Annotated in this window: 21 protein-coding genes and 1 riboswitch; of the genes, 12 read left to right on the plus strand and 9 right to left on the minus strand. The window is 73.2% G+C overall.

The features are described from left to right. Nucleotides 1-8 precede the first annotated feature (8 nt). Nucleotides 9-440: an Asp23/Gls24 family envelope stress response protein gene (locus AB0M76_RS25575; RefSeq protein ID WP_365955073.1), complete on the minus strand. Its 432-nt coding sequence runs from the start codon at nt 438-440 to the stop codon at nt 9-11. Between the two features lie 213 nt (nt 441-653). Here AB0M76_RS25575 and AB0M76_RS25580 point away from each other — a divergent pair, with 213 nt between their 5' ends. Then, nucleotides 654-1,607 carry a zinc-binding dehydrogenase gene (locus AB0M76_RS25580; protein ID WP_365955074.1) on the plus strand — a complete coding sequence of 318 codons (954 nt, stop codon included), beginning with the start codon at nt 654-656 and terminating at the stop codon, nt 1,605-1,607. Between the two features lie 72 nt (nt 1,608-1,679). Here the strand turns inward: AB0M76_RS25580 and AB0M76_RS25585 are convergent, their stop codons facing one another. The 3 genes from AB0M76_RS25585 to AB0M76_RS25595 all read right to left on the minus strand — a co-directional run bounded on the left by AB0M76_RS25585 (nt 1,680) and on the right by AB0M76_RS25595 (nt 4,815). Next, on the minus strand, nt 1,680-2,459 hold the full coding sequence (locus AB0M76_RS25585; RefSeq protein WP_266668280.1) for an enoyl-CoA hydratase/isomerase family protein: 780 nt from the start codon (nt 2,457-2,459) through the stop codon (nt 1,680-1,682). Nucleotides 2,460-2,621: 162 nt separating this feature from the next. Continuing rightward, on the minus strand, nt 2,622-2,843 hold the full coding sequence (locus AB0M76_RS25590; protein ID WP_005319113.1) for a helix-turn-helix domain-containing protein: 222 nt from the start codon (nt 2,841-2,843) through the stop codon (nt 2,622-2,624). 373 nt (nt 2,844-3,216) lie between these two features. Further along, nucleotides 3,217-4,815: an ABC-F family ATP-binding cassette domain-containing protein gene (locus tag AB0M76_RS25595; protein ID WP_266668278.1), complete on the minus strand. Its 1,599-nt coding sequence runs from the start codon at nt 4,813-4,815 to the stop codon at nt 3,217-3,219. Nucleotides 4,816-5,109: 294 nt separating this feature from the next. Here AB0M76_RS25595 and AB0M76_RS25600 point away from each other — a divergent pair, with 294 nt between their 5' ends. Both AB0M76_RS25600 and AB0M76_RS25605 read left to right on the plus strand, forming a co-directional pair. Further along, nucleotides 5,110-6,000, plus strand: coding sequence for a neutral zinc metallopeptidase (locus tag AB0M76_RS25600; RefSeq protein WP_365955076.1), 891 nt, complete (start codon nt 5,110-5,112; stop codon nt 5,998-6,000). 60 nt (nt 6,001-6,060) lie between these two features. After that, the gene (locus AB0M76_RS25605; RefSeq protein ID WP_365955077.1) at nt 6,061-6,456 is read left to right on the plus strand and encodes a VOC family protein; all 396 of its coding nucleotides are present in this window, start codon (nt 6,061-6,063) and stop codon (nt 6,454-6,456) included. A 39-nt stretch (nt 6,457-6,495) separates the two neighbouring features. Here AB0M76_RS25605 and AB0M76_RS25610 read toward each other — a convergent pair whose 3' ends face one another. Next, nucleotides 6,496-7,905: a hypothetical protein gene (locus tag AB0M76_RS25610; protein WP_365955193.1), complete on the minus strand. Its 1,410-nt coding sequence runs from the start codon at nt 7,903-7,905 to the stop codon at nt 6,496-6,498. A gap of 207 nt (nt 7,906-8,112) precedes the next feature. Next, nucleotides 8,113-9,243 (minus strand): alpha/beta fold hydrolase, encoded by a 1,131-nt coding sequence (locus AB0M76_RS25615; RefSeq protein WP_365955078.1) that lies wholly within the window; start codon nt 9,241-9,243, stop codon nt 8,113-8,115. A 353-nt stretch (nt 9,244-9,596) separates the two neighbouring features. On the opposite strand from AB0M76_RS25615, the gene AB0M76_RS25620 reads away from it, so the two are divergent. The 7 genes from AB0M76_RS25620 to AB0M76_RS25650 all read left to right on the plus strand — a co-directional run bounded on the left by AB0M76_RS25620 (nt 9,597) and on the right by AB0M76_RS25650 (nt 18,161). Further along, entirely contained in the window at nt 9,597-10,868 is a 1,272-nt protein-coding gene (locus AB0M76_RS25620) for an inorganic phosphate transporter (RefSeq protein ID WP_365955079.1), read from the plus strand. A 28-nt stretch (nt 10,869-10,896) separates the two neighbouring features. Then, entirely contained in the window at nt 10,897-11,118 is a 222-nt protein-coding gene (locus AB0M76_RS25625) for a hypothetical protein (RefSeq protein ID WP_266630466.1), read from the plus strand. 114 nt (nt 11,119-11,232) lie between these two features. Continuing rightward, a riboswitch (cobalamin riboswitch) is annotated at nt 11,233-11,384 on the plus strand. Nucleotides 11,385-11,422: 38 nt separating this feature from the next. Further along, a complete protein-coding gene (locus AB0M76_RS25630) occupies nt 11,423-12,382 on the plus strand; it encodes a cobalamin biosynthesis protein (RefSeq protein ID WP_365955080.1) in 960 nt (319 codons plus the stop codon). An 11-nt stretch (nt 12,383-12,393) separates the two neighbouring features. Then, a complete protein-coding gene (locus AB0M76_RS25635; RefSeq protein WP_365955194.1) occupies nt 12,394-13,923 on the plus strand; it encodes a cobyric acid synthase in 1,530 nt (509 codons plus the stop codon). Between the two features lie 118 nt (nt 13,924-14,041). Then, complete coding sequence (locus AB0M76_RS25640; protein ID WP_365955081.1) at nt 14,042-16,171, plus strand: putative cobaltochelatase; 2,130 nt, start codon at nt 14,042-14,044, stop codon at nt 16,169-16,171. Further along, nucleotides 16,171-16,770, plus strand: coding sequence for a cob(I)yrinic acid a,c-diamide adenosyltransferase (gene cobO, locus AB0M76_RS25645; RefSeq protein WP_365955082.1), 600 nt, complete (start codon nt 16,171-16,173; stop codon nt 16,768-16,770). Before AB0M76_RS25640 ends, cobO begins: the two co-directional genes overlap by 1 nt. Next, nucleotides 16,764-18,161 (plus strand): cobyrinate a,c-diamide synthase, encoded by a 1,398-nt coding sequence (locus AB0M76_RS25650; RefSeq protein WP_365955083.1) that lies wholly within the window; start codon nt 16,764-16,766, stop codon nt 18,159-18,161. The genes cobO and AB0M76_RS25650 overlap by 7 nt, the downstream gene beginning before the upstream one ends. A 2-nt stretch (nt 18,162-18,163) precedes the next feature. On the opposite strand, the gene AB0M76_RS25655 is transcribed toward AB0M76_RS25650, so the two are convergent. Next, the gene (locus AB0M76_RS25655) at nt 18,164-18,889 is read right to left on the minus strand and encodes a ZIP family metal transporter (RefSeq protein WP_365955084.1); all 726 of its coding nucleotides are present in this window, start codon (nt 18,887-18,889) and stop codon (nt 18,164-18,166) included. An 86-nt stretch (nt 18,890-18,975) separates the two neighbouring features. Between AB0M76_RS25655 and cobC the strand changes: the two genes are divergently transcribed. Further along, nucleotides 18,976-20,406: an Rv2231c family pyridoxal phosphate-dependent protein CobC gene (gene cobC, locus AB0M76_RS25660; RefSeq protein WP_365955085.1), complete on the plus strand. Its 1,431-nt coding sequence runs from the start codon at nt 18,976-18,978 to the stop codon at nt 20,404-20,406. Nucleotides 20,407-20,595: 189 nt separating this feature from the next. After that, the gene (locus AB0M76_RS25665; RefSeq protein ID WP_365955086.1) at nt 20,596-21,828 is read left to right on the plus strand and encodes a CapA family protein; all 1,233 of its coding nucleotides are present in this window, start codon (nt 20,596-20,598) and stop codon (nt 21,826-21,828) included. A gap of 29 nt (nt 21,829-21,857) precedes the next feature. Here AB0M76_RS25665 and AB0M76_RS25670 read toward each other — a convergent pair whose 3' ends face one another. Both AB0M76_RS25670 and AB0M76_RS25675 read right to left on the minus strand, forming a co-directional pair. Continuing rightward, nucleotides 21,858-22,778, minus strand: coding sequence for an SCO1860 family LAETG-anchored protein (locus AB0M76_RS25670; protein ID WP_365955087.1), 921 nt, complete (start codon nt 22,776-22,778; stop codon nt 21,858-21,860). Between the two features lie 294 nt (nt 22,779-23,072). After that, nucleotides 23,073-24,161: an amidohydrolase family protein gene (locus AB0M76_RS25675; RefSeq protein WP_365955088.1), complete on the minus strand. Its 1,089-nt coding sequence runs from the start codon at nt 24,159-24,161 to the stop codon at nt 23,073-23,075. Nucleotides 24,162-24,182 lie beyond the last annotated feature (21 nt).

Genomic DNA, 24,182 nt, shown 5'->3' on the forward strand with positions numbered 1-24,182 from the left:
GGGCTCCTTCACTGGAGTCGTGACTCCGGCTCTTCGTCGGGCTCGTCGGGGAGCTTGACGTCGCTGACCGCGATGTTGACCTCGACGACCTCGAGGCTCGTCATCCGTTCGACCGCCGAGATGACGTTCTCACGGACGGCCCGGGCCACGTCGCGGATCGACACGCCGTAGTCCACGACGATCTCCAGGTCGAGGGCCGTCTGCACCTCGCCGACCTCGGCCTTGACCCCGCGGGTGGCGGACGACTTCGCCCCGCCGGGGACGCGGTCGCGGACGGCGCCGAAGGTACGGGAGAGGCCGCTGCCACTGCCCATGGCATGGACACCGACCACCTCGCGGGCCGCGAGCCCGGCGATCTTCTCGACCACTCCGTCCGAAATGGTGGTGCGGCCGCGGTCGGCCGGCTGGCGGGAGGCGCCCCCGGATGTGGATTCGGTCATCGCGTGTCCCTTCGCGCGGATGGACTCACTCCCCACCACGGTAAGCGCGCGGCCGCGGCGGCGCGCCGGGACTACGCCGGTCGGCCGGGACCGGATTCCTGCCGCCGCTTGACCTCAACCACGGTCGAGGTCCGAGAGTGGGGTGAGTGATCAAGGCCGAAAGGCCATGGCGCGTTCCGAATGTCGAACGGAACGTCGAACGAGGGGGATGTCATGCGGGCGATACGGGTGGACGGGTACGGCGGTCCGGAGGTCCTGGTGCCGGTCGAGCTGGCGGACCCGGTCCCGGGGGCGGGCGAGGTGGTGGTCAGGGCCGAGGCCGTGGACACGATCTACGTGGAGACCCAGATCCGCGGGGGCTGGGGCGAGTCCTTCGGCATCCACCCGCCGTACGTGCCGGGCGGCGCGGCTGCCGGGACGGTCGTCGCGGTGGGCGAGGGGGTGGACCCGGACTGGCAGGGCCGCCGGGTGGTGGCCGCACCGGGTACGAAGGGGACGTACGCGGAACTGGTCCGGGTCCCGGTGGAACTACTGATCCCGGTCCCGGAGGAGCTGGAATCGGCGGAGGCTGCGGCGCTGGCGCACGACGGGGTGACCGGCTCGGGCATCGTCGAGGGCGTCGGGATCAAGCCGGGCGACCGGGTGCTGATCCTGGGCGCGGCCGGCGGGATGGGGACGCTGCTGGTGCAGATGGCGGTGGCGGCGGGGGCGTACGTGGTGGGGGCGGCGCGGGGCGAGCAGAAGCTGGCGCTGGTCCGGGAGCTGGGCGCCGACCGGGCGGTGGACTACACGGAACCGGGCTGGACCGAGGCGGTCGGCGGTCCGGTGGACGTCCTGCTGGACGGGGTCGGCGGTGAGCTGGGCCTGGCCGGCTTCGGGCTGGTCCGGGACGGCGGGAGGGTCTCGGCGCACGGCGCCCCCAGCGGCGGCTTCACGGAGCTGGACCCGGCGGAGGTGGAGCGGCGCGGGATCGCCCTGCGAGGGATCGCGGAGGTCCAGTTCCCGCCGGCGGAGATCACCCGTCTGGCGGGCCATGCCCTGGCCGAGGCGGCGGCGGGGCGGCTCCGCCCGGTGATCGCGCGGAGGTTCCCCCTGGCGGAGGCTGCGGAGGCGCACCGCGCCATCGAAGCCCGCCGGATCCCGGGCAAGGCGCTCTTGATCCCCTGACGAATCAGCCCGCCGGCGTGTGAGGCGCGGGTCCGGGGGCGGAGCCCCCGGCAACCGCGCCGCACCCGCAGGTCAGTCCGAGAGGCCGGCCAGGTCGCGGAGGCGGCGGGCCTGGGCGGCGCGTTCCGCCGAGCGCTGGTCGTCGTAGGGGCGGGACACCGCCTCGCGGAGCAGCGCCTTCGTCTCGATCACGGCATCCCGCGGCGGAGCCAGCAGCGCCGTCGTGAGGTCCTGCACCGCCGCGTCGAGCTCATCGGCCGGCACGACCAGGTTGGCCAGCCCGACCCGCTCCGCCTCCTCGGCATGCACGAAGCGGCCCGTCGCGCAGATCTCCAGCGCGCGGGCATAGCCCACCAGGGAGGTCAGCGGCTGCGTGCCCGCCAGGTCCGGCACGAGGCCGAGGCTGGTCTCGCGCATGGCGAACTGCACGTCGTCCGCGACCACCCGAAGGTCACACGCCAGCGCGAGCTGGAAGCCGGCGCCGATCGCATGCCCTTGCACGGCGGCGATGGAGACGATGTCGTTGCGCCGCCACCAGGTGAAAGCCTCCTGGTACTCGGCAATGGTCGAGTCGAGCAGTTCGTCCGAACCGCGCGCCAGATCGAGGAAGGACGGCTCACCCTCGAAACCCTCGGGGGTGAACGCCTGCCGGTCGAGTCCGGCGGAGAAGGACGTGCCCTCACCGCGCAGCACCACGACCCGGACGGTGCCCGGCAGCGACCTTCCGGCCTCCGTCAACGCCCGCCAGAGCGCGGGGGACTGAGCGTTTCGCTTGGCCGGATTGGTCAGTGTCACCGTGGCGACCGAGTCGTCCACGGTGAGCCGTACGCCGTCCTTGTCGAGCAGAGCCATCTGGTGCCTCCGGTGTGCAGTCGGCCGCAATCCCGGCCTAAGTGACTGCACAGTAACCACCCGATCGACCACACGGCCGACCGGGGGTCACCGAAGGAACCGCGGTGTGGGCAGGCAAGCGTCTTCCACCCCGGCCCCGGGCCTGACGGCCAGGGTTCCGGGTCAGGCCGAAGCCGCCTTCTTGCCACGCGTCGCGCCACCGCGACCACGCAGCACGACTCCGGACTCACTGAGCATCCGGTGGACGAATCCGTAGGACCGGCCGGTTTCCTCGGCCAGTGCCCGGATACTCGCACCGGAGTCGTACTTCTTCTTCAGGTCTGCCGCGAGCTTGTCGCGCGCGGCGCCGGTTACCCGGCTGCCCTTCTTCAGAGTCTCGGCCACCCGTGCCTCCTCATGGGAAGTGCGCTCTGGACTTCTCATGATCACCCCTCCCCGGCTTCCTGGCCACCCATTCAGCAAGGTCGGTACGACGGCATTTCTCGACCGGTGGACACATCAGCAGAACGGAATCTTCTCTTCCGCTGCATGACGTCCGTCACACTTCTCCACCCTCACCGGGAATCGCCAGGTCAGGGGCCGGACGCCGAAAAACGACGACCCCGGCCGCGTGCCCGGACGGGCACGGCCGGGGCCGTCGTACAGAGCGCAGAGGTACGAGACCGTCTCACTCAGATGATGGATCACGCCTGAGCCGAATGATCCATAAGGAACTGGATCAACCCGCCAGGCAGCCGCCGGGCACCCCCGGTGGACCTCAGGCGAGGGAGACGAGGTCCCGGTAGTCCGGGCCCCACAGGTCCTCGACGCCGTCCGGGAGCAGGATGATCCGCTCCGGCTCCAGCGCCTCGACCGCGCCCTCGTCGTGCGTGACGAGGATGACCGCGCCCTTGTACGTGCGCAGCGCGCCCAGGATCTCCTCGCGGCTGGCCGGGTCGAGGTTGTTGGTGGGCTCGTCGAGCAGCAGCACGTTCGCCGAGGAGACGACCAGCGTGGCCAGGGCCAGACGGGTCTTCTCGCCACCGGAGAGGACCCCGGCCGGCTTGTCCACGTCGTCCCCGGAGAAGAGGAAGGAGCCGAGGGTCTTGCGTACGGCGACCAGGTCCAGGTCGGGCGCAGCGGAGCGCATGTTCTCGAGGACCGTGCGCTCCGGGTCCAGGGTCTCGTGCTCCTGGGCGTAGTAGCCGAGCTTGAGGCCGTGGCCCGGGGTGACCTCGCCGGTGTCCGGCTTCTCGGTGCCCGAGAGCAGGCGCAGCAGGGTGGTCTTGCCGGCGCCGTTGAGGCCGAGGATGACGACGCGGGAGCCCTTGTCGATGGCCAGGTCGACGTCGGTGAAGATCTCCAGGGAGCCGTACGACTTCGACAGGCCCTCGGCGGTCAGCGGGGTCTTGCCGCAGGGCGCCGGGTCCGGGAAGCGGAGCTTGGCGACCTTGTCGGAGGCGCGGACGGCCTCCAGGCCTGCGAGCAGCCGGTCGGCGCGCTTGGCCATGTTCTGCGCGGCGACGGTCTTGGTGGCCTTGGCGCGCATCTTGTCGGCCTGCGAGTTCAGGGCCGCGGCCTTCTTCTCGGCGTTCTGGCGCTCGCGCTTGCGGCGCTTCTCGTCGGCCTCGCGCTGCTGCTGGTAGAGCTTCCAGCCCATGTTGTAGACGTCGATCTGGGAGCGGTTGGCATCCAGATAGAAAACCTTGTTGACGACGGTCTCGACCAGGTCGACGTCGTGGGAGATCACGACGAAGCCGCCGCGGTAGTTCTTCAGGTAGTCGCGCAGCCAGACGATGGAGTCGGCGTCGAGGTGGTTCGTCGGCTCGTCGAGGAGCAGGGTGTCGGCGTCCGAGAAGAGGATCCGGGCGAGCTCGACGCGGCGGCGCTGGCCGCCGGAGAGAGTGTGCAGCGGCTGGCCGAGGACCCGGTCGGGGAGGCTGAGGGCGGCCGAAATGGTCGCGGCCTCGGACTCGGCGGCGTACCCGCCCTTGGTGAGGAACTCGGTCTCCTGGCGCTCGTACTGCTTGAGCGCCTTCTCGCGGGTGGCGCCGGCGCCGGTGGCGATGCGCTCCTCGTTCATCCGCATCTTCTTGATCAGGACGTCGAGGCCACGGGCGGACAGGATCCGGTCACGGGCGAGCACGTCCAGGTCGCCGGTGCGCGGGTCCTGCGGGAGGTAGCCGACCTCGCCCGAGCGGGTGATGGACCCGGCGGCGGGCTGACCCTCGCCGGCGAGGCACTTGGTAAGGGTGGTCTTGCCCGCTCCGTTGCGGCCGACCAGGCCGATGCGGTCGCCCTTGGCGATACGGAACGAGGCGGACTCGATGAGGACGCGGGCGCCGGCGCGCAGCTCGACGCCGGTGGCGGTGATCACGGAAATACTCCAGGGCGGGGGGACGGCGGAAGGGGGGCAGGACGCGATGCTTCGACGCCGCTAATCCGCGAGGAGATTTGCCATGGGATTCATTCTACCGGGGGTGTGCAACTGCTTATGGGGGCGTCCGGCCCTTGACGCACGCCCCGTCCGTCCCCCTTCCGCTCCCCCGCCCGCCCCTCTTCCGGTCCCCCGTTCGGTCCACGGATCGCCCCGGCGGGCCGGGGCACGTATCAGGATGGACCGGGTGATATTCGCCGCAGTGCGGCCACGTGGAATCGAGGGCAGTGCGGGATGCAGTTCGACGACGACGCCGATCTGGACACTTCCGAGGTCAAGGACGTGCGTGGCAACCGCATCCCGGGCGGGCGGGCGACGATCGGCGGCGGTATCGCGGGCCTCATCGCGCTGGTACTCGGGCTGCTCTTCGGCGTGGGCCCGGACGAACTGGGGCTGTCCTCGGGAAACCCGGAGCCGGCGGTGACCTCGTCGTCCGTCAGTCAGGTGGAGCAGTCCTGCAAGAAGGGGCGGGACGCGAACGCGCGGGAGGACTGCCGACTGGTCGCGGTCGTCAACAGCACCCAGGACTTCTGGAGGGAAGAGTTCACCCGGCGCGGCGGCCGGTACGCCCCGGCGTCGACGGTCTTCTTCACCGGCCGGGTGAACACCGCCTGCGGGGCCGCCACCTCGGCGGTCGGCCCCTTCTACTGCCCGGCCGACCGGCAGGTCTACCTGGACCTCGGCTTCTTCGACGACCTGAGGACGAAGTTCGGCGCGAGCGGCGGCCCGTTCGGCCAGGCCTACGTCGTCGCCCACGAGTACGGGCACCACATCCAGAACCTGACCGGAACCCTGCAGAAGGCCCAGGGCGGACAGCCGGGCGCGAACAGCAACGCGGTCAAGGTCGAATTGCAGGCCGACTGCTACGCCGGGGTGTGGGCGCACAACGCGACGAGGACCCCGGACGAGTCCACGGGCCGGCCGCTGATCACGAGCCTCACCGACCAGGACATCAAGGACGGCCTGGACGCGGCGGCCGCGGTCGGCGACGACCGGATCCAGGAGAAGTTCCAGGGCCGGGTGACCCCGGAGTCCTGGACGCACGGCTCGGCCCAGCAGCGCCGGCAGTGGTTCTACCAGGGGTACCGCACGGGCGACATGGCCCAGTGCAACACCTTCCGCTGACTGTCGGCGGCGCCTGCCATGCTGTGACGCAGGTCACCGTCACGAGAGGGAGTGGTCGTCATGTCAGGCGTTCCGTCCATCTGTCCCACGCTGCGCTATCGCGACGCGAAGGCGGCCATCAAGCTGCTGGCCGAGGCCTTCGGCTTCAGCCAGGTCGCGGTGTACGAGGGCGAGGACGGCTCGGTGATGCATGCGGAACTGTCCTACGGCAGCGGCTTGGTGATGCTGGGCAGCAAGGGCACCGGCAGCGTCTTCGACAAGGCCATGGAGGGCGGCGGTCCCGTGGGGGTCTATGTGGTGGTCGACGATGTGGACGCCCACCACCGGCGGGCCGCAGAGCACGGCGTGGAGATCCTGATGGAGCCCACCGACCAGGACTACGGGTCCCGCGACTACATGGCCAGGGACGCCGAGGGCAACATCTGGAGCTTCGGGACGTACACGCCGCAGGTCTGAGACCCGCGGCGCGTTCCTGCGTACGTTCCCCTACGGGCGCTACGCGCCGCCGGTGTGGACCTGGAACGCGGCCCGGCGGACCGCTTTGGCCAGGGCCGGGTCCGGGTGGGCGGCGGCCAGGGCGACCAGGACCTGGACGGTGCGCGGATGGCCGACCGCGCGGACCTCGTCCAGCAGCCGCGGGACGGTGGTGCGGACGGCCGAGTCGAGGTGGCGTGCCAGCAGGTCGGCCTCGCCGTGGTCGGCGATGGCGGCCGCGGTGTCCACCCAGAGCCAGGTCGACTCCTCGGCGGTGAGCACGTCCTGGGCCTCGTCGGGATCCACCCCGTCGTGCTCGGCGAGCCAGAGCAGGGCGTAGGGCCGCAGGGCGGCGTCGCGGACGGCGGCGCGCACCTCGGGTTCGGCCGGGGCGCCGACCACGCGCAGGGCCTCGAAGGCCAGGCCGCGCAGCAGGGCGTCCTCGCCGCGGGCGGCGTGCAGCAGCTCGCTGACGGCGTGGCCGACGGGCCGGGCGGCGAGCCAGGCCTGGTACTCGGCGCGGGCCGGTCCCGGGGTGAGCCGGGCGCAGCCGTGCAGCATCGCGGCGGCGGACTGCTCGATGTTCCCGGCGGGGCTCTGCGCGGCGACGCAGATCTGTTCGAGCTTGACCCAGACGGCCCAGCTGCCGAGCGGGGTGAGCGCGGCCTGCGCGGGACCGAGGGTGACGGCGTCGACGGCGGCGAGTCCGCCGAGCGCCCAGCGCAGCAGCCGGGCGAGCGGGACGGGCGCCGCGTGGGCGGTGGCGGTGGCGGTGGCGGCGTCCGCGACCGCGACGGCCGCCACGGGGCCGGCCGCCTCGGCGTCGGCGGTGGCTGCCGTCCCGTCAGACGGCGAAGTCTCGCGCGCCGGGACGTCGTAGGGGACCTCGCACCGCTCGTCGCGCAGTTCGGTGACCCGCTGGCCGAGCAGGTCCAGCAGGTCCGGCACGGTCACGGGACCGGCGGACAGCTGGAGCAGGGACAGCAGTTGGGGCATGGCCTCGACCACCTCGGCGACGACCGCGGGCGCGATGTCGGCGGGGGCCGGGTGGACCAGCGACCAGGCGTCGAACAGGGCGACCCAGCCGCGCAGTACGGCGGCGTCGTCGCGGTCCCAGGCGCGCAGCCGCCAGCCGGGCCGGGCGTGGCCGCCGTGCACTTCCACGAGGCCGGCCAGCCGGGAGCGGTCCCAGCCGACCCGGATCTGCCCCGGTGTCAGGTTCAGTTCAGCGGCGGCCCGTTCCACATCGGGGGCGGGCAGCGCTCCCGCCGGGGCGGGTCGGCCTCCGCCGCTGGCACCGAGGTTGAGCTCGGCCCAGCGGGCGAGCCGTACGGCGTCGGCGAGCGAGGCCCGGGCCCGGTTCGCGAGTTCGGCCGTGGCCGGGGTACCCGCCGGGGGCCGGGAGGCGGTACGGGCGCGTCGGTCGGTCACCGCCTTGCGGGCCGCGGCGACGGAACGCGGGGAGACGAGTCGGAGTCTGGAGTCGCGAGCCAACTGCTCATCAGGCTTTCGGGACGTCACGGAAGCAGTCTCGCCCGTCACCGGCCGAAAGCCCAAACGGAACCAGCCATTATCGCCGGTGGTCAGGGGGACATACAGGGAGAATGCACCCTCCCTGCCCCGTCCGGCACACGGCCTTCACATAAGAGGGGTGAGAAAGCGCCTCATGGCTTCCTCGTATCCGGCCGGGTCGGCGTTCCACATCGCCCCGTGCGGGGCTTCGCGGACGGTCTTCAGGGATACGAGGTCGGGGCGGGCGGCGGCGAGCCGGCGGGAGGGCTCCCAGGGGGCGAGCGTGTCGTCCGGACCGTGGAAGATCAGGACGGGGACGCGCAGCGCCGCGGGTTCCGCCCCGGGCCCCCGGCGGTCGGCGCGCAGCCCGGCGCTCCCCTCGGCGGCCCGCACCGCGAGCGGCACCAGCGGAGCCGGGGTGCGGCGGGCGGCGACGAGCGCGCGCAGGGTGGTGTGCCAGTCGAGCACCGGCGAGTCCAGCACGAGCCCGGAGATCCGGTCGGCGAGGGCCGAGCGCTCCGCGGCGTACAGGGCCATGGCGGCGCCGGTGGACCAGCCGTGCAGGACGACCCGGCGGGCGCCGTAGCGCAGGGCGTAGCGGATGGCGGCGTCCACGTCCCGCCATTCCGACTCGCCGAGGTGGCCGAGACCGTCCGGTGAGGCGGGGGCGCCGAGGTCGCCGCGGTAGGCGAGGTCGAGGACGGGCATCCGCTGGCGGTGCAGGAAGGGCATGACCACCATCGGGTGCTCGCGGCCGGCGCCGAGCCCGTGCACGGTGATCACCCAGGTGTCGCGGGCGGCGGGCACGAACCAGGCGGGCAGCCCGCCGAGCTCACCGGGGATGTCCACATCGGCATGGTCGAGGCCGAGGGCGGTGCGTGGGTTGCCCGCGTGGACCTGGGGGGTGAGGGCGACCCGGGTGCCGGGCTCGAGGCTGCCGTGGGTGACGGCGAGGAGCCGGCGTACGACGGTGTCCGGACCGGGCGCGGCTCCCTCGAGGACGGGCCCGGCCACGGCGTGCACCCCGGGGGCGGTGAGTCCGTACGTACCGGGGCGCAGGGAGGCCAGCGAGCGGGTCAGCACGATCCGCCCGGAGCCGGCGGAGTGGACGCTGAGCCGCGCCTCGCCGGGCAGGGGGCGGCCGGGCTCGTGTCGCAGGGCGGCGTCGGCGGCGTACCGGCCGGCCGCGACCGCGGCTGCACCGGCACCGACGAGGGAGGTGGCGACGACCGCGGCCGTCGCTGTGGCGGTACGCACGGCTCCAGTGTCGAGGCGCGAGCCCGGGCGGGCCACCTGAACGGAATGCTCCGCATACCGCCGGGCGGGGCCGGGAAGGGATCACGCAGCGGCGCAGCGGGTCGGCCGGAGGAGTGATCTAGATCTCTTCCAGGACCCCTCGAGGGTGGGTCCAGGGGCCTCTGATCGCCTGCGGATCCTTTCGTTCACCCGGCTTTGACGTGCATTAATCGCGGTATCAGCGGCAAAATCAGGACGAAGGTCCCGATGACACGACGGGCCAGTACACCGCTCCGCCCACGCCAGTTCATCTTCCGTTCACTCAGGTTGCCTACGGTCGCCGAGCCACTGACGTCAAACAGAAGCCTGGGTAAATGGAGCACATAACGCTTCTCCTCGGGATCGTGATCATCACCGCTCTCGTGTTCGACTTCACGAACGGTTTCCACGACACAGCCAACGCGATGGCCACCACCATCTCGACCGGCGCCCTCAAGCCCAAGACGGCGGTGGCCATGTCCGCCGTGCTCAACCTCGTCGGCGCGTTCATGTCCGTGGAGGTCGCCAAGACGATCTCCAAGGGCCTGGTCAACGAGGAGGGCATCCAGCCAGAAGTGATCTTCGCCGCCCTGGTCGGCGCGATCCTCTGGAATCTCGTCACCTGGCTGGTCGGACTCCCCTCCAGCTCCTCCCACGCGCTGATGGGCGGCCTGGTCGGCGCGGCCGTCGCCTCCGCCGGCCTCGGCGCCGTCAACGGCGGCACGCTCGTCAGCAAGGTGCTGCTCCCCGCGGTCGCCGCGCCGATCGTGGCCGGTGTGGCCTCGATGCTGGCCGCCAAGGTCACGTACAAGCTGGGCGGGAACGTCGGCAAGAAGACCTCCGCCAAGGGCTACAAGGCCGGTCAGATCGCCTCGGCCGGACTCGTCTCCCTCGCGCACGGCACCAACGACGCGCAGAAGACGATGGGCATCATCACCCTGGCGCTGGTCGCCGGCGGCGCGCTCGCACCCGGCTCCAACCCGCCGGTCTGGGTCATCGTCTCCGCCGGCATGGCCATCGCCCTGGGCACCTCCCTGGGCGGCTGGCGCATCATCCGCACCATGGGCAGCGGCCTGACCGACCTGCAGCCGCAGCAGGGCTTCGCCGCCCAGACCTCGGCCGCCAGCGTCATCCTGGCCTCCTCCAGCCTCGGCTTCTCGCTCTCCACCACCCACGCGTGCTCCGGCGCCGTCATGGGTGCGGGCCTGGGCCGCAAGGGCGGTGCGGTCCGCTGGTCCACCGCCACCCGCATGTTCATCGCCTGGGGCCTGACCCTGCCGGCCGCGGCCGTCGTCGCCTCCGGTGCCGAGCTGGTCATGCGTACCGGTGACCTCGGCGTCGCCGCCGTCGCGCTCTTCCTGATCGCCTCCTGCGTCGCCATCTGGGTCATCTCCCGCCGCCAGGTCGTCGACCACGGCAACGTCAACGACGTGCAGCCGGCCGCGGCCGAGGAGCCGGGTGTCGTCACCACGGCGATGGCAGCCGTCACCGTCCCGCCGACCGTGGCCGCCGCCGGTACGACCGCCGCGGTGACCGACGAGGACCTGAAGGCCACCATCCCGGCGGCCGCCCCGACTGCGCCTGCGGCCCCCGCAGCCGCGGTCTGACCCCGAGAACGACAGAGGAATCCGCAGTATGAAGATCGACTGGGCAGCACTCGGCTCCGTCTTCGGGGTCAGCCTCTCCGCCACCGTCGCGCTCGTGGCCCTGTTCACCCTGGGCCTGGTGGGCCTCTCCAAGCACGAGACCGCCACCGAGCAGGGCGGCACCGCCACCCTGGCCCGCAGCGGCGCGTACGCCTGCTTCGCGCTCGTCGCGGCGGCCGTGGCGTACGGCATCTACCTGATCGTCAGCTGACCGATTCGGGCACGGCACACAAAAGCTCCCTCCGGGCTTCCCGGGGGGAGCTTTCCCGTACCTGAGGCCCGGCGTGGTGACCTGCCTCGCCGCAGGTCAACGGCGAGTTGACGGGCCTTCGCGGTGCGTGGTGGACTGCCCGAGCCAATACGGCGGCATGGAGAGGAAGTCCGGTGCGAATCCGGCGCGGTCCCGCCACTGTCACCGGGGAGCACGCGGCACGTGCGCCCCGGGAGCCAGGAACTCCCACCGCCGGACACGTCGAACCAGGGCGCGGACCCTGAGTGAGGACATACCTGCCACCATGCGTGCCGATCGCGTCTTCGCGTACGGCGCCACGGCGGGCCTGATCGGCGACCGGATCCTCGGTGATCCGCGCCGAGGGCACCCCGTGGCCGCCTTCGGACGAGCAGCCGCCGCTGTCGAAGGCGCCCTGTGGCGCGACGACCGCGCCCGGGGCCTCCTCCACACCCTCGTGTGCGCCGGGGGCGCGGCCGCCGTCGGCGCGCTGGGCGCCCGCGCCGTGCGCTCCCGGCCCGCAGCCGCCCGTATCGCCCTGACCGCAGCGGCCACCTGGGCCGTCGTCGGCGGCACCTCCCTGGGCCGTGAGGCCCGCGCCATCGGCGGCGCGCTCGCCGCCGGGGACGCCGAGGTGGCCCGGGAGCGGCTGCCGCACCTGTGCGGGCGGGACCCGCAGGCCCTGGACGAGCAACAGATGGCCCGCGCCGTCGTGGAGTCGGTCGCCGAGAACACCTCCGACGCGGTGGTCGGGGCCCTGGTGTGGGGCGCCGCCGCCGGTGTCCCCGGGCTGCTGGCCTTCCGCGCCGTGAACACCCTGGACGCGATGGTGGGCCACAAGTCGCCGCGCCACCTGCGCTACGGCTGGGCCTCGGCCCGGCTCGACGACCTCGCGGGCTGGCCGGGCGCCCGGCTGACCGCGCTGGCCGCCGTACTGGCCGGACCCGACCGGCGGGGAGCCGTACGGGCCTGGCGTGCGGACGCCGCGAAGCACCCGAGCCCGAACGCCGGCCCGGTGGAGGCCTCGTTCGCCGGGGCCCTCGGCGTACGGCTGGGGGGCACTCTGGCGTACGCGGGACGGGTCGAGCACCGGGCCGTACTGAACGGCGAGTCGGGGCGGCCGGTGCAGGTCGCGGACATCGAACGGGCGGTGCGGCTGTCACGGCAGGTGACGTGGCTGGCGCTGGGGGCTTGTGTGGCACTGCGCTGTGCGGTGTCACGTGTTGCTGGGAGGGGACGCCCGTGAGCGGCGGAAAGCTGGGCGGGGGACTCCTCGTCGCCGGTACGACATCGGACGCGGGCAAGAGCGTGGTCACGGCGGGCATCTGCCGCTGGCTGGCCCGGCAGGGCGTGAAGGTGGCGCCGTTCAAGGCCCAGAACATGTCGCTGAACTCGTTCGTGACGCGCGAGGGCGCCGAGATCGGGCGGGCGCAGGCGATGCAGGCGCAGGCGGCGTGCGTGGAGCCTACGGCGCTGATGAACCCGGTGCTGCTCAAGCCCGGCAGCGACCGCAGCAGCCAGGTGGTGCTGCTGGGCAAGCCGGTGGGCGAGATGAGTGCCCGGGGCTACCACGGGGGCAGGCAGGAGCAGCTTCTCGGGGTCGTCACGGACTGCCTGGAGCAGCTGCGGGGCACGTATGACGCCGTGATCTGCGAGGGGGCGGGCAGTCCGGCCGAGATCAACCTGCGCCGGACCGACATCGTGAACATGGGCATCGCGCGGGCCGCACGGTTCCCGGTGGTCGTGGTCGGAGACATCGACCGGGGCGGGGTCTTCGCCTCGTTCTTCGGGACGACGGCGCTGCTGTCGCCGCAGGACCAGTCGCTGATCGCCGGATACATGGTGAACAAGTTCCGCGGCGACGTGTCGCTGCTGGAGCCGGGCATGGAGATGCTGCGTTCCCTGACCGGCCGGGCGACGTACGGCGTGCTGCCGTTCCAGCACGGGCTGGGCATCGACGAGGAGGACGGGCTCCGGGTCTCGCTGCGGGGCGCGGTGCGCGAGTCGGTCGTGGCGCCGCCGGTAGGCGAGGACGTCCTGCGGGTCGCGGTGTGCGCGGTGCCGCTGATGTCGAACTTCACGGATGTCGACGCGCTCGCGGCGGAGCCGGGGGTCGTGGTGCGGTTCGTGGACCGGGCCGAGGAGCTGGTCGACGCGGACCTGGTGGTGGTTCCGGGCACCCGGGGCACGGTGAAGGCGCTCGAGTGGCTGCGCGAGCGCGGCCTCGCCGATGCACTGGTGCGGCGGGCCGCGGAGGGCCGGCCGGTGCTGGGCATCTGCGGCGGCTTCCAGGTGCTCGGCGAGCACATCGAGGACGAGGTCGAGTCCAGGGCGGGCTCGGTGGACGGGCTCGGCCTGCTGCCGGTACGGATCCGCTTCGAGCGGGAGAAGACCCTGGCGCGCCCGGAGGGTGCGGCGCTGGGCGAGCCGGTGACGGGCTACGAGATCCACCACGGGGTGGCCGAGGTCCTGGGCGGGGAGGCGTTCATCTCTGATGACCATGGACGCAGTCTGGAAGGCTGCCGGGTCGGGTCGGTGTGGGGCACGCACTGGCACGGCTCGCTGGAGTCGGACGGCTTCCGCCGGGCGTTTCTCCGTGAGGTGGCCGCGGCTGCCGGACGCCGCTTCGTCCCGTCCCCGGACACCTCGTTCGGCGCCCTGCGGGAGGAGCAGCTGGACCTGCTGGGCGACCTGATCGCCGAGCACGCGGACACAAATGCCCTGCTCCGCCTGATCGAGACCGGGGCCCCGGCCGGCCTCCCGTTCCTCCCCCCGGGGGCCCCGTGACGGCGGCAGCCCCAGGCAGACCCGCACATCGCACCCGGCCCGCGGCCACCACCCCGTACGACCGCACCGGCCCGCGCACGCGTACTCGTACTCGTACCCGCAAAAGGAGAGGCACCGCATGAGCACGCCCTACCCGTTCACCGCAGTGGTCGGCCAGACCGACCTGCGGCTGGCGCTCCTGCTCAACGCCGTGAGCCCAGCGGTCGGCGGCGTGCTGGTCCGCGGCGAGAAGGGGACCGCCAAGTCCACCGCCGTCCGCGCGCTGTCCGCGCTGCTGCCGCAGGTGGACGTCATTCCCGGCTGCCGCTTCTCCTGCGCTCCCGCCGCCCCCGACCCGGCCTGCCCCGACGGCCCGCACGAGCCCGGCCCGGGCCAGGACCGGCCCGCGCGCATGGTCGAGCTGCCCGTCGGCGCCTCCGAGGACCGCCTCGTCGGCGCCCTCGACATCGAGCGGGCCCTCGCCGAAGGCGTGAAGGCCTTCGAGCCCGGCCTGCTGGCCGACGCGCACCGCGGCATCCTGTACGTCGACGAGGTCAACCTCCTCCACGACCACCTGATCGACCTGCTCCTCGACGCCGCCGCGATGGGCGCCTCGTACGTGGAGCGCGAGGGGGTCTCCGTACGCCACGCCGCCCGCTTCCTGCTCGTCGGCACCATGAACCCCGAGGAGGGCGAGCTCCGCCCGCAGCTCCTCGACCGGTTCGGGCTGACCGTCGAGGTGGCGGCCTCCCGCGAGCCCGCCCAGCGCGTCGAGGTGGTGCGCCGCCGGCTCGCGTACGAGGACGACCCCGCCGGGTTCGCCACCCGCTGGTCCGGTGACGAGCAGGACATCCGCGCCCGCGTCGTGGCCGCCCGGGCCCTGCTCCCGAAGGTCCGCCTCGGCGACGCCTCGCTGCTGCAGATCGCGGCGACCTGCGCCGGCTTCGAGGTCGACGGCATGCGCGCCGACATCGTGATGGCCCGCACCGCGACCGCGCTGGCCGCCTGGGCCGGGCGGACCGACGTACGCAAGGAGGACGTACGGCAGGCCGCGCTGCTGGCGCTCCCCCACCGGCGGCGCCGCAACCCCTTCGACGCGCCCGGCCTCGACGAGGACAAGCTCGACGAGATCCTGGACCGGTTCCCCGACGAGGAGCCGGAGAACGAGACCGACCCGGACCCGGAGCCCGAACCCGAGGGCCCGGACGACGGCGGTCCGCAAGACGGCGGCCCCGACGGCGGAGGCGGCGGGGTTCCCCCGCAGAGCGGACCGGACGCACCCGAGCCCGAGGCCCCCGAGGCACCCGAGGCGCAGGACGACACGGCGCCGCCGGCCCCGGACGCCCCGGAGTCCCCCGAGCCGCAGCCCGCCTCCCAGGACGGCGCCGCACCGGAGCAGGCCGCCGTACGGGCCGCCGAGCCGTTCCGGACCAAGATGCTCAGCGTGCCGGGCCTCGGCGAGGGCGCGTCCGGGCGGCGTTCGCGCGCCCGCACCGCGCACGGCCGGACCACCGGCGCCCAGCGCCCCCGCGGCCACCTGACGAAGCTGCACCTCGCGGCGACCATCCAGGCCGCCGCCCCGCACCAGAAGGCTCGCGGACGCAGCGGGCGCGGGCTCGTCGTCCGCAAGGACGATCTGCGCCAGGCCACCCGGGAGGGCCGCGAGGGCAACCTGGTCCTCTTCGTCGTCGACGCCTCCGGCTCGATGGCTGCCCGGCAGCGCATGGGCGCGGTCAAAGGGGCGGTGCTCTCGCTGCTGCTGGACGCCTACCAGCGCCGGGACAAGGTCGGCCTGATCACCTTCCGCGGCGCCGCCGCCGAGCTGGCGCTGCCGCCCACCTCCTCGGTGGACGCGGCCGCGGCCCGGCTCGAGCAGCTGCCGACGGGCGGGCGCACCCCGCTCGCCGCGGGCCTGCTCAAGGCCCACGAGGTGCTGCGCATCGAGCGGTTGCGGGATCCGAGCCGCCGTCCGCTGCTCGTGGTCGTCACCGACGGGCGGGCCACCTCGGCCGGTTCCGTCGGCGGGGACCCGCGCGAACTCTCGGGCCGCAGCGCCCGGCTGCTCCAGGCGGAGGGCGTCGCGTCGGTGGTCGTGGACTGCGAGTCGGGGCCGGTCCGGCTGGGGCTGGCCGGTGTACTGGCCGCCGACCTCGGCGGGCCCGCCGTCACGCTCGACGGGCTGCGGGCCGACTCGCTGGCCGGGCTCGTGAAGAACGTACGTACCGCAGTGACTTCACCGTCTCACCACACCACCAGGAGGGCCGCGTAATGCCGCAGGGACAGCCGACCGTCGTTCCGGACGACGGACTCACGACGCGCCAGCGCCGCAACCGCCCGCTCGTCTTCGTCCACACCGGCCCGGGCAAGGGCAAGTCGACGGCGGCCTTCGGGCTGGCGCTGCGCGCCTGGAACCAGGGCTGGTCGATCGGGGTGTTCCAGTTCGTCAAGTCGGCGAAGTGGAAGGTCGGCGAGGAGAACGCGCTCAAGGTGCTCGGCGCCTCCGGCGAGGGCGGCTCGGTCGTCTGGCACAAGATGGGCGAGGGCTGGTCCTGGGTCCAGCGCGACGCGCAGCTCGACAACGAGCAGGCGGCCAAGGAAGGCTGGGAGCAGGTCAAGCGCGACCTGGCCGCCGAGACGCACAAGCTGTACGTGCTGGACGAGTTCGCCTACCCGATGCACTGGGGCTGGATCGACGTCGACGAGGTCATCGAGGTGTTGCGCAACCGGCCCGGTACGCAGCACGTGGTGATCACGGGGCGCAACGCGCCGGAGAAGCTGCTGGAGTTCGCGGACCTGGTCACGGAGATGACCAAGGTCAAGCACCCGATGGACGCCGGCCAGAAGGGCCAGAAGGGCATCGAGTGGTGACATCTCTGCACGTTCCGCGCCTGGTCATTGCCGCGCCGTCGTCCGGCAGCGGCAAGACCACGGTCGCGACGGGCCTGATGGCGGCCTTCTCGGAGCGCGGCCTCGCCGTGTCCCCGCACAAGGCCGGGCCCGACTACATCGACCCCGGCTACCACGCGCTGGCCACGGGCCGGCCGGGGCGCAACCTGGACGCGTTCATGTGCGGGCCGGAGCTGGTCGCTCCGCTGTTCGCGCACGGGGCTGCGGGGTGCGATCTCGCCATCGTCGAGGGCGTGATGGGGCTGTACGACGGAGCCGCGGGGCGGGGTGAGCTGGCGTCGACGGCGCAGGTCGCGAAGCTGCTGCGGGCGCCGGTGGTGCTGGTGGTCGACGCGTCGTCGCAGTCTCGGTCGGTGGCGGCGCTGGTTCACGGCTTCGCGTCGTTCGACCCGCAGGTGCGGCTGGGGGGCGTGATCCTGAACAAGGTCGGGTCCGACCGGCACGAGGTGATGCTGCGGGAGGCGCTGGAGGAGGCCGGCATGCCGGTGCTCGGCGTGCTGCGGCGGGCTCCGCAGGTGGCTGCGCCGTCGCGGCACCTGGGTCTGGTGCCGGTCGCCGAGCGGCGGTCGGACGCGCTGTCCTCGGTCGCGGCCCTGGCCGACCAGGTCCGGGCGGGCTGCGACCTGGAGGCCCTCATGGCCCTGGCCCGCACGGCCCCGCCGCTGGCCTGCGAGCCGTGGTCGCCTGCCGCTGCGCTGGAGGGTGTCCGGGGCGCTGCCCCCGACAACGGCGCCGCGCCGAACGGACGGCCCGTGATCGCCGTCGCAGGCGGCCCCGCGTTCACGTTCTCCTACGCCGAGCACGCCGAGCTGCTCACCGCCGCCGGGGCGGAGGTCGTCACCTTCGACCCGCTCCGGGACGAGGCCCTGCCCGGCGGAACCACCGGCCTGGTGATCGGCGGCGGGTTCCCCGAGGTGTACGCCCCCGAGCTCGCCGCCAACGAGCCGCTGCGCAAGGCCGTCGCGGCCTTCGCCGCGGACGGCGGGCCCGTCGCCGCCGAGTGCGCCGGGCTGCTGTACCTCGCCCGCTCCCTGGACGGCAAGTCCATGTGCGGGGTCCTGGACGCCGACGCGCGGATGTCGGAGCGGCTGACCCTCGGCTACCGCGAGGCCGTCGCGGTGTCGGACAGCGCCCTCGCCGCCACCGGCACCCGGCTGCGCGGTCACGAGTTCCACCGCACGGTGATCGAGCCCGGCGCCGGCGCCGCCCCCGCCTGGGGGTTCACGCACCCCGAACGCCGGGTCGAGGGCTTCGTACAGCGGGGTGTGCACGCCAGCTACCTGCACACGCACTGGGCGGCGGAGCCCTCCGTGGCCCTTCGGTTCACGGAAGCCGCGGCGCGGGCCAGGTGAGTTCAGTTCGCGAGGCCCACCACCAGCCAGATCCCGGCCACCCCGCCCACCGTGCACATCAGCGTGGACAGGGCGGGGTGCTTGTGGTGCGCCTCGGGCAGGATCTCGGCGGCCGCCAGGTACAGCAGGGCTCCGCCGAAGAAGCCGAGGTACGCCCCGAGCGGTTCCTCCGGAAGGGTGAACAGCAAAGTGGACGCCGCGCCCAGTACCGGGGCCACCGCGTCCGCGAGGAGCATCATCACGGCCTTGCGGCGGGCGTTCCCGTACAGCCGGGTGAGCGTGTACGTGTTGAACCCGTCGGCGAAGTCGTGCGTGACGACGGCCAGCGACACGGCCACGCCCATCCCGCCGCCGACCTGGAAGGCCGCGCCCAGGGCCACTCCGTCGGCGAAGCTGTGGCCGACCATCGCCGCGGCCGCCGTCAGCCCGACCTCGGGGACGCGGCCCCCGTTCTCGGCTCCGTGCGCGGCCTGCCGTACCGCCAGCAGGCGTTCCACGACGTGCGCGATCAGGAACCCGGCCACGAAGAGCAGCAGCGCGAGCGGGACGCCGAACACCTCGCGGCCCGCCGCGCGCAGCGATTCCGGCAGCAGGTCGAGGCCCACGACGCCGAGCATCAGCCCGCCGGCGAGGCCCAGCACGAGGTGGCGGCGGTCGGTGACGCGCTGCGCCGTCCATCCGCCCGCCAGGGTCATCAGGAACGCGCCCAACGCCACGATCACGGCCATGTGCCCCTGAATACCGACTCCTCGCCCCGTGCGCACGTGTGCGCGCGGGCGGCGGGTCACGAACCATTGACGACTACGGAGGGGGCATGATCCCGGTGGGCGAGTACGCGACGCAGCTGGTGGTCGGGGTCGGCGGACGGGCGGGGGTGTCCGTGGCGGAGGTCTGCGCCCTGGTCGAGGAGACGCTGCGGGGGGCCGGGCTGGCCGCCGGGGCGGTGAAGGCGCTGGCAACGGTGGAGTCGAAGGCGGGCGAGGCGGGGATCACGGGCGCGGCGGAACGTTTCGGCGTACCGCTGCTCAGCTATCCCGCCGAGGAGCTCGCGGGTATCTGCGTACCGCACCCCTCCGACGCAGTGCGCGACGCCGCCGGGACCTCCTCGGTGGCGGAGGCCGCAGCGCTCGCGGGCGGCGGCGAGCTGCTCGTACCGAAACGCCGCTCGGTCGCGGCAACCTGCGCCGTGGCCACCGCGCAGGCCCATGACCTGCGCCATCACGGGGACGCGGAGGTGCGCGGCGACGGCGGCGCGCTGGTGGACCTCGCAGTGAACGTACGGGCGCACACCCCGCCGGAGTGGCTCAAGCAGCGCATCGCGGCTTCGCTCGACGTTCTCTCCGCATACCCCGACGGGCGGTCGGCCCGCGCGGCGGTGGCGGCTCGGCACGGACTGCCGGCCGATCGGGTGCTGTTGACGGCGGGGGCCGCGGAGGCGTTCGTGCTGATCGCGCGGGCCCTGGGCGCGCAGCGACCGGTCGTCGTGCACCCGCAGTTCACGGAGCCGGAGGCGGCCCTGCGCGACGCGGGGCACACCGTGGAGCGGGTGGTGCTGCGGGCGGCGGACGGGTTCCGGCTGGACCCGGCGGCGGTGCCCGAGGACGCGGACCTGGTGGTGGTGGGCAACCCGACGAACCCGACGTCGGTCCTGCACCCGGCGGCGGTGCTGATCGCGCTGGCCCGGCCGGGCCGGATCCTGGTCGTGGACGAGGCGTTCCTGGACGCGGTCCCGGGTGAGCGGGAGGCGCTGGCCGGGCGGACGGACGTGCCGGGTCTGGTGGTGCTGCGGAGCCTGACCAAGACGTGGGGGCTGGCGGGGCTGCGGATCGGCTACGTGCTGGCCGAGCCGCAGGTGATCGCGAAGCTGGCGGCGGCGCAGCCGCTGTGGCCGGTGTCTTCGCCGGCGCTGGTGGCGGCGGAGGTCTGTATGGCTCCGGCGGCGCTGGCCGAGGCGGAGGCCGCGGCCCGGCAGATCGCGGTGGACCGGGCTCATCTGCTGGCGGGGCTCGCGGAGTTCGAGGAGATCACGGTGTCGGGGGTGGCGGAGGGGCCGTTCGTCCTGATCCAGGTGGCGGGGGCCATGGAGGTCCGCACCCGGCTGCGCGCCCTGGGCTTCGCGGTCCGCCGCGGGGACACCTTCCCGGGCCTGGACCACTCCTGGCTCCGGCTGGCGGTCCGGGACCGCGCCACGACGGGCCGCCTCCTCCAGGCCCTCGACCACGCCCTGGCGCTGACCGCCCGCTGACCTGCGCCTCCCGGCCGCGGGGCCGGTCACCCGGGCGGCCCGCGCCGCGCAGCCGGCACCCCTGACCTGCGGCGCCTCGGATATCCGGACGATCCGGCTCCGTTGGCGGGGCGGGCGGAGGTAGGCGATGATCTCGGCATCAGCAGGGAACCCCGGGGGGCCGGAATGAAGACACATACAAAAACAGGCTTGGCGCTGACCGCGGTGGCGGCCGTCGCCGGCGGGATCCTCGCCCTGCCGACCCTGCTCGACCACCTCGACGCCGAGGGGGGACGGGGCAGCGCCGGCGAGCAGCGGCTCGGCGCCAAGCCCGGCCAGGGCAAGTCGAGCCCGGGCAAGGCGAGTCCCACGACGCCCGCCGGCGCCAAGCCCTTCACGCTGGTCGCGACGGGCGACATCATCCCGTACCCGTCGATCATCCAGCGGGCCGCGGACGATGCGCAGGGCAGCGGCCAGAGCCACGACTTCCGGAAGATACTCGCGGGGGTCAAGCCCCTGGTGGCCGCCGCGGACCTGGCGATATGCCACCACGAGATACCGTACGGCCGGCCCGGCGGCCCCTACACCGGATATCCCGCGTTCAAGGCCCCGCACCAGCTGGCCGACGCCCTGAAGGACGCCGGGTACGACAGCTGCTCGACCGGCTCGAACCACACCCTGGACGACGGCTACGACGGCCTCGTCCGCACCCTGGAGCACCTGGACCGGGTCGGCATCAAGCACGTCGGCTCGGCCCGCAGCGCCGACGAGGCCAAGGCCCCGGCGGTGCTCTCCGCCGGCGGCGCCAAGGTCGCCCAGCTCGACTACACGTACGGGACGAACGGCATCCCCGTCCCGGCCGGCAAGCCCTGGTCCGTCAACCTGCTCGATCAGAACCGGGTCGTCGCCGACGCCCGCGCCGCCCGCGCGGCCGGCGCGAACGTCGTCGTCCTCAGCGTCCACTGGGGCACCGAGTGGCAGACGGCCCCCGACCAGCAGCAGCGCGATCTGGCGCAGGCGCTGACCGCCTCGCGCGGCCCGGACGGGCTCCCCGACATCGATCTGATCATCGGCACGCACAACCACGTGCCGCAGCCGTACGAGAAGATCAACGGCACCTGGGTCGTCTTCGGCATGGGCGACCAGGTCGCCAGCTTCTACGAGGCCGACAAGGCGCGCGGCAACATGTCCTCGATCCCGCGCTTCACCTTCGCCCCGGCGGCCGCCAACCCCGGCCGCTGGGAGGTGACCAAGGCCGAGTACCTCACGCAGTACTCGGACATGAACCCGCCGTTCCGCGTCGTCTGCGCCTCCTGCGCCCCCTCCGACTCCGGGCTCGGCGCGGCCAAGCAGTCCGCGTACGCCGCCGTCGACAAGCAGGTCAGCGAGGCCGTGCTGTCGCGCGGAGCCGACAAGCAGGGCCTGGTGCACGCCACCCGCTGAGCTGCGGACTCCGTTGCGAGGTCACGAGGTCACGAGCTGCGGCCGCGCCGGGTCACGACCAGCGCGGTCACGCCCATGCCGAGCAGGGCCAGTGCACCGCCCGCGACGTAGGGGGTCACCGAACCCCCGCCGGTCTCGGCCAGGTTGGCCTCGGCGGTGAGGGCGGATCCGGTCCCGGAGGCAGCCGTCTGCGGCTTGACGCCGGGCTTCGCCGAAGGCTCCGGGGCCGGCCCGGCCGGGGTTTCGCAGTGCGCCTCGGCGAGCACGACCTCGCCCTCGACCTGCGCCACGTTGAGGTCCAGCGGGTTCACGGACACCTTCAGCCGAAGGGCGGCCGCGGCGGCCGTGGTGGACGTGGTCTCGGTACCGGAGAGCTCCAGGCTGACCAGGCCGACCTTGGGGACCTCGACCTTGGTCGGGCCGCCCGCCGAGAGGGTGACCTTCTTGCCGAGCGCGGTCACCGTGCCCAGGACGTTCGAGCTGGCCACGGGCTTCTTGCCCGCCTCGCACACGGCCTTGGAGGTGACCTTCTCCACCTGGATGAGGGAGAGCACCGGCAGCCCCGGCACGTGCACGTTGGCGTTGGCCAGGTTGGCCTCCGCCTCGGCGCGGTTCTTGTCCGCGGTCGCCTTGGAGGTGGCCACGTCGGCACGCAGCACGCTCACCGGTTGCCCTCCCTCGACCCCGTCCAGGGTCACGGAGAGGGCGGTCTTCTGAGCCGTCGCGGGGGCGCTGACCTCGTTGAGGGTGGTCTTCAGCGGCACGTGGACGGCCTTGTTGAGCAGGCCCACGTCCAGTCCGGCGCGCAGGACGACCGCGCCGGCCTTGCCCTCGCCGCCGCCCGTGGAGCCGCCGCCTCCGGTGGCGAAGGCGGGCGGGGCGGTGAGCAGGGCGACCGCTCCCGTGGCGAGCAGGACGGCTGCGGGCATGCGGAAGGTGTTGCTGTTCAAGGTGGTGGAACCCCCGGGGAGATGGGAGCCGTCGCGCCGCCAATGGGGGACATTGCGCGCCGACGGCCTCTAACCCTCGGAATCTTTACGCACGGAGAGTGAACGGGCGGCAACCCGAGGTGAGTTCACCCCAAAGGGTGGTTTCCATGCACGTATTCGATTAACTGCGCATCATGAGGAACGGGAGTGCTTTTCCGCCACAGGGCGGAGGGCAATGCGCCGACGCCGGTGCCCCGGAGGGCCGTTCACAACGACCGCCGGGGCGCCGGCGTCACGCGCGCGTCAACTCTGCCCTCAGGCCCGGACCTTGCCGTTCACGACCACGCGCCGCGGCTGCGCCAGCGCCCGCACGTCGGCCCGCGGGTCGGTGTCGTAGACCACGAGGTCCGCCGGCGCCCCCTCGGTCAGGCCTGGCCTGCCGAGCCACTCGCGTGCCGCCCAGGTCGTCGCCGAGAGGGCTTCCAGCGCCGGGATCCCGGCCCGCACCAGCTCCGAGACCTCCGCCGCGACCAGGCCGTGCGGCAGGGAACCCCCCGCGTCGGTGCCGACGTACACACCGATGCCCGCGTCGTAAGCGGCCCGTACGGTGTCGTACCGGCGCTCGTGCAACCGCCTCATGTGCGCCGACCAGCGCGGGAACTTGGCCTCGCCGCCCGCGGCCATCTTCGGGAACGTCGCGATGTTCACGAGCGTCGGGACGATCGCCACGCCGCGCTCCGCGAACAGCGGGATGGTGTCCTCCGTGAGCCCGGTGGCGTGCTCGATGCAGTCGATGCCCGCCTCGACCAGGTCGCGCAGCGAGTCCTCCGCGAAGCAGTGCGCGGTGACGCGGGCGCCCAGCCGGTGCGCCTCGGCGATGGCCGCCTCGACCTCGGCCCGCGGCCAGCAGGGTGCCAGGTCCCCGACCTCGCGGTCGATCCAGTCCCCCACCAGCTTCACCCAGCCGTCGCCGCGCTGCGCCTCGCGGCCCACGTACGCGACGAGGTCGGCCGGCTCGATCTCGTGGGCGAAGTTGCGGATGTAGCGGCGCGGGCGGGCGATGTGCCGACCGGCGCGGATGATCTTCGGCAGGTCCTCGCGGTCGTCGATCCAGCGGGTGTCGGAGGGGGATCCGGCGTCGCGGATGAGCAGGGTGCCGGCGTCGCGGTCGGTCAGGGCCTGCCGTTCGGCGGTCTCCGCGTCGACCGGGCCGTGGGCGTCCAGCCCCACGTGGCAGTGCGCGTCGACCAGACCGGGCAGGGCCCAGCCGGACACCGTGGTGATCTCGCGGGCCCCGTGCGGGCGTTCGTACGAGATCCGGCCGCCGACCACCCAGAGCTCGTCGCGCGCGTCGTCGGGCCCGACGAGCACACGCCCCTTCACATGCAGCACGTCATCGGTCATGTCCCGCACTGTACGTGCGTG

The sequence above is a fragment of the Streptomyces sp. NPDC051364 genome (assembly GCF_040682115.1).
Taxonomy (GTDB): domain Bacteria; phylum Actinomycetota; class Actinomycetes; order Streptomycetales; family Streptomycetaceae; genus Streptomyces.

Bases quoted from the DNA above. Each gene is read 5' to 3' on its own strand.
- AB0M76_RS25575 (WP_365955073.1), bottom strand. From the start codon at position 440: ATGACCGAATCCACATCCGGGGGCGCCTCCCGCCAGCCGGCCGACCGC.
- AB0M76_RS25580 (WP_365955074.1), top strand. From the start codon at position 654: ATGCGGGCGATACGGGTGGACGGGTACGGCGGTCCGGAGGTCCTGGTG.
- AB0M76_RS25585 (WP_266668280.1), bottom strand. From the start codon at position 2,459: ATGGCTCTGCTCGACAAGGACGGCGTACGGCTCACCGTGGACGACTCG.
- AB0M76_RS25600 (WP_365955076.1), top strand. From the start codon at position 5,110: ATGCAGTTCGACGACGACGCCGATCTGGACACTTCCGAGGTCAAGGAC.
- AB0M76_RS25605 (WP_365955077.1), top strand. From the start codon at position 6,061: ATGTCAGGCGTTCCGTCCATCTGTCCCACGCTGCGCTATCGCGACGCG.
- AB0M76_RS25620 (WP_365955079.1), top strand. From the start codon at position 9,597: ATGGAGCACATAACGCTTCTCCTCGGGATCGTGATCATCACCGCTCTC.
- AB0M76_RS25625 (WP_266630466.1), top strand. From the start codon at position 10,897: ATGAAGATCGACTGGGCAGCACTCGGCTCCGTCTTCGGGGTCAGCCTC.
- AB0M76_RS25630 (WP_365955080.1), top strand. From the start codon at position 11,423: ATGCGTGCCGATCGCGTCTTCGCGTACGGCGCCACGGCGGGCCTGATC.
- AB0M76_RS25640 (WP_365955081.1), top strand. From the start codon at position 14,042: ATGAGCACGCCCTACCCGTTCACCGCAGTGGTCGGCCAGACCGACCTG.
- cobO (WP_365955082.1), top strand. From the start codon at position 16,171: ATGCCGCAGGGACAGCCGACCGTCGTTCCGGACGACGGACTCACGACG.
- AB0M76_RS25655 (WP_365955084.1), bottom strand. From the start codon at position 18,889: ATGGCCGTGATCGTGGCGTTGGGCGCGTTCCTGATGACCCTGGCGGGC.
- cobC (WP_365955085.1), top strand. From the start codon at position 18,976: ATGATCCCGGTGGGCGAGTACGCGACGCAGCTGGTGGTCGGGGTCGGC.
- AB0M76_RS25675 (WP_365955088.1), bottom strand. From the start codon at position 24,161: ATGACCGATGACGTGCTGCATGTGAAGGGGCGTGTGCTCGTCGGGCCC.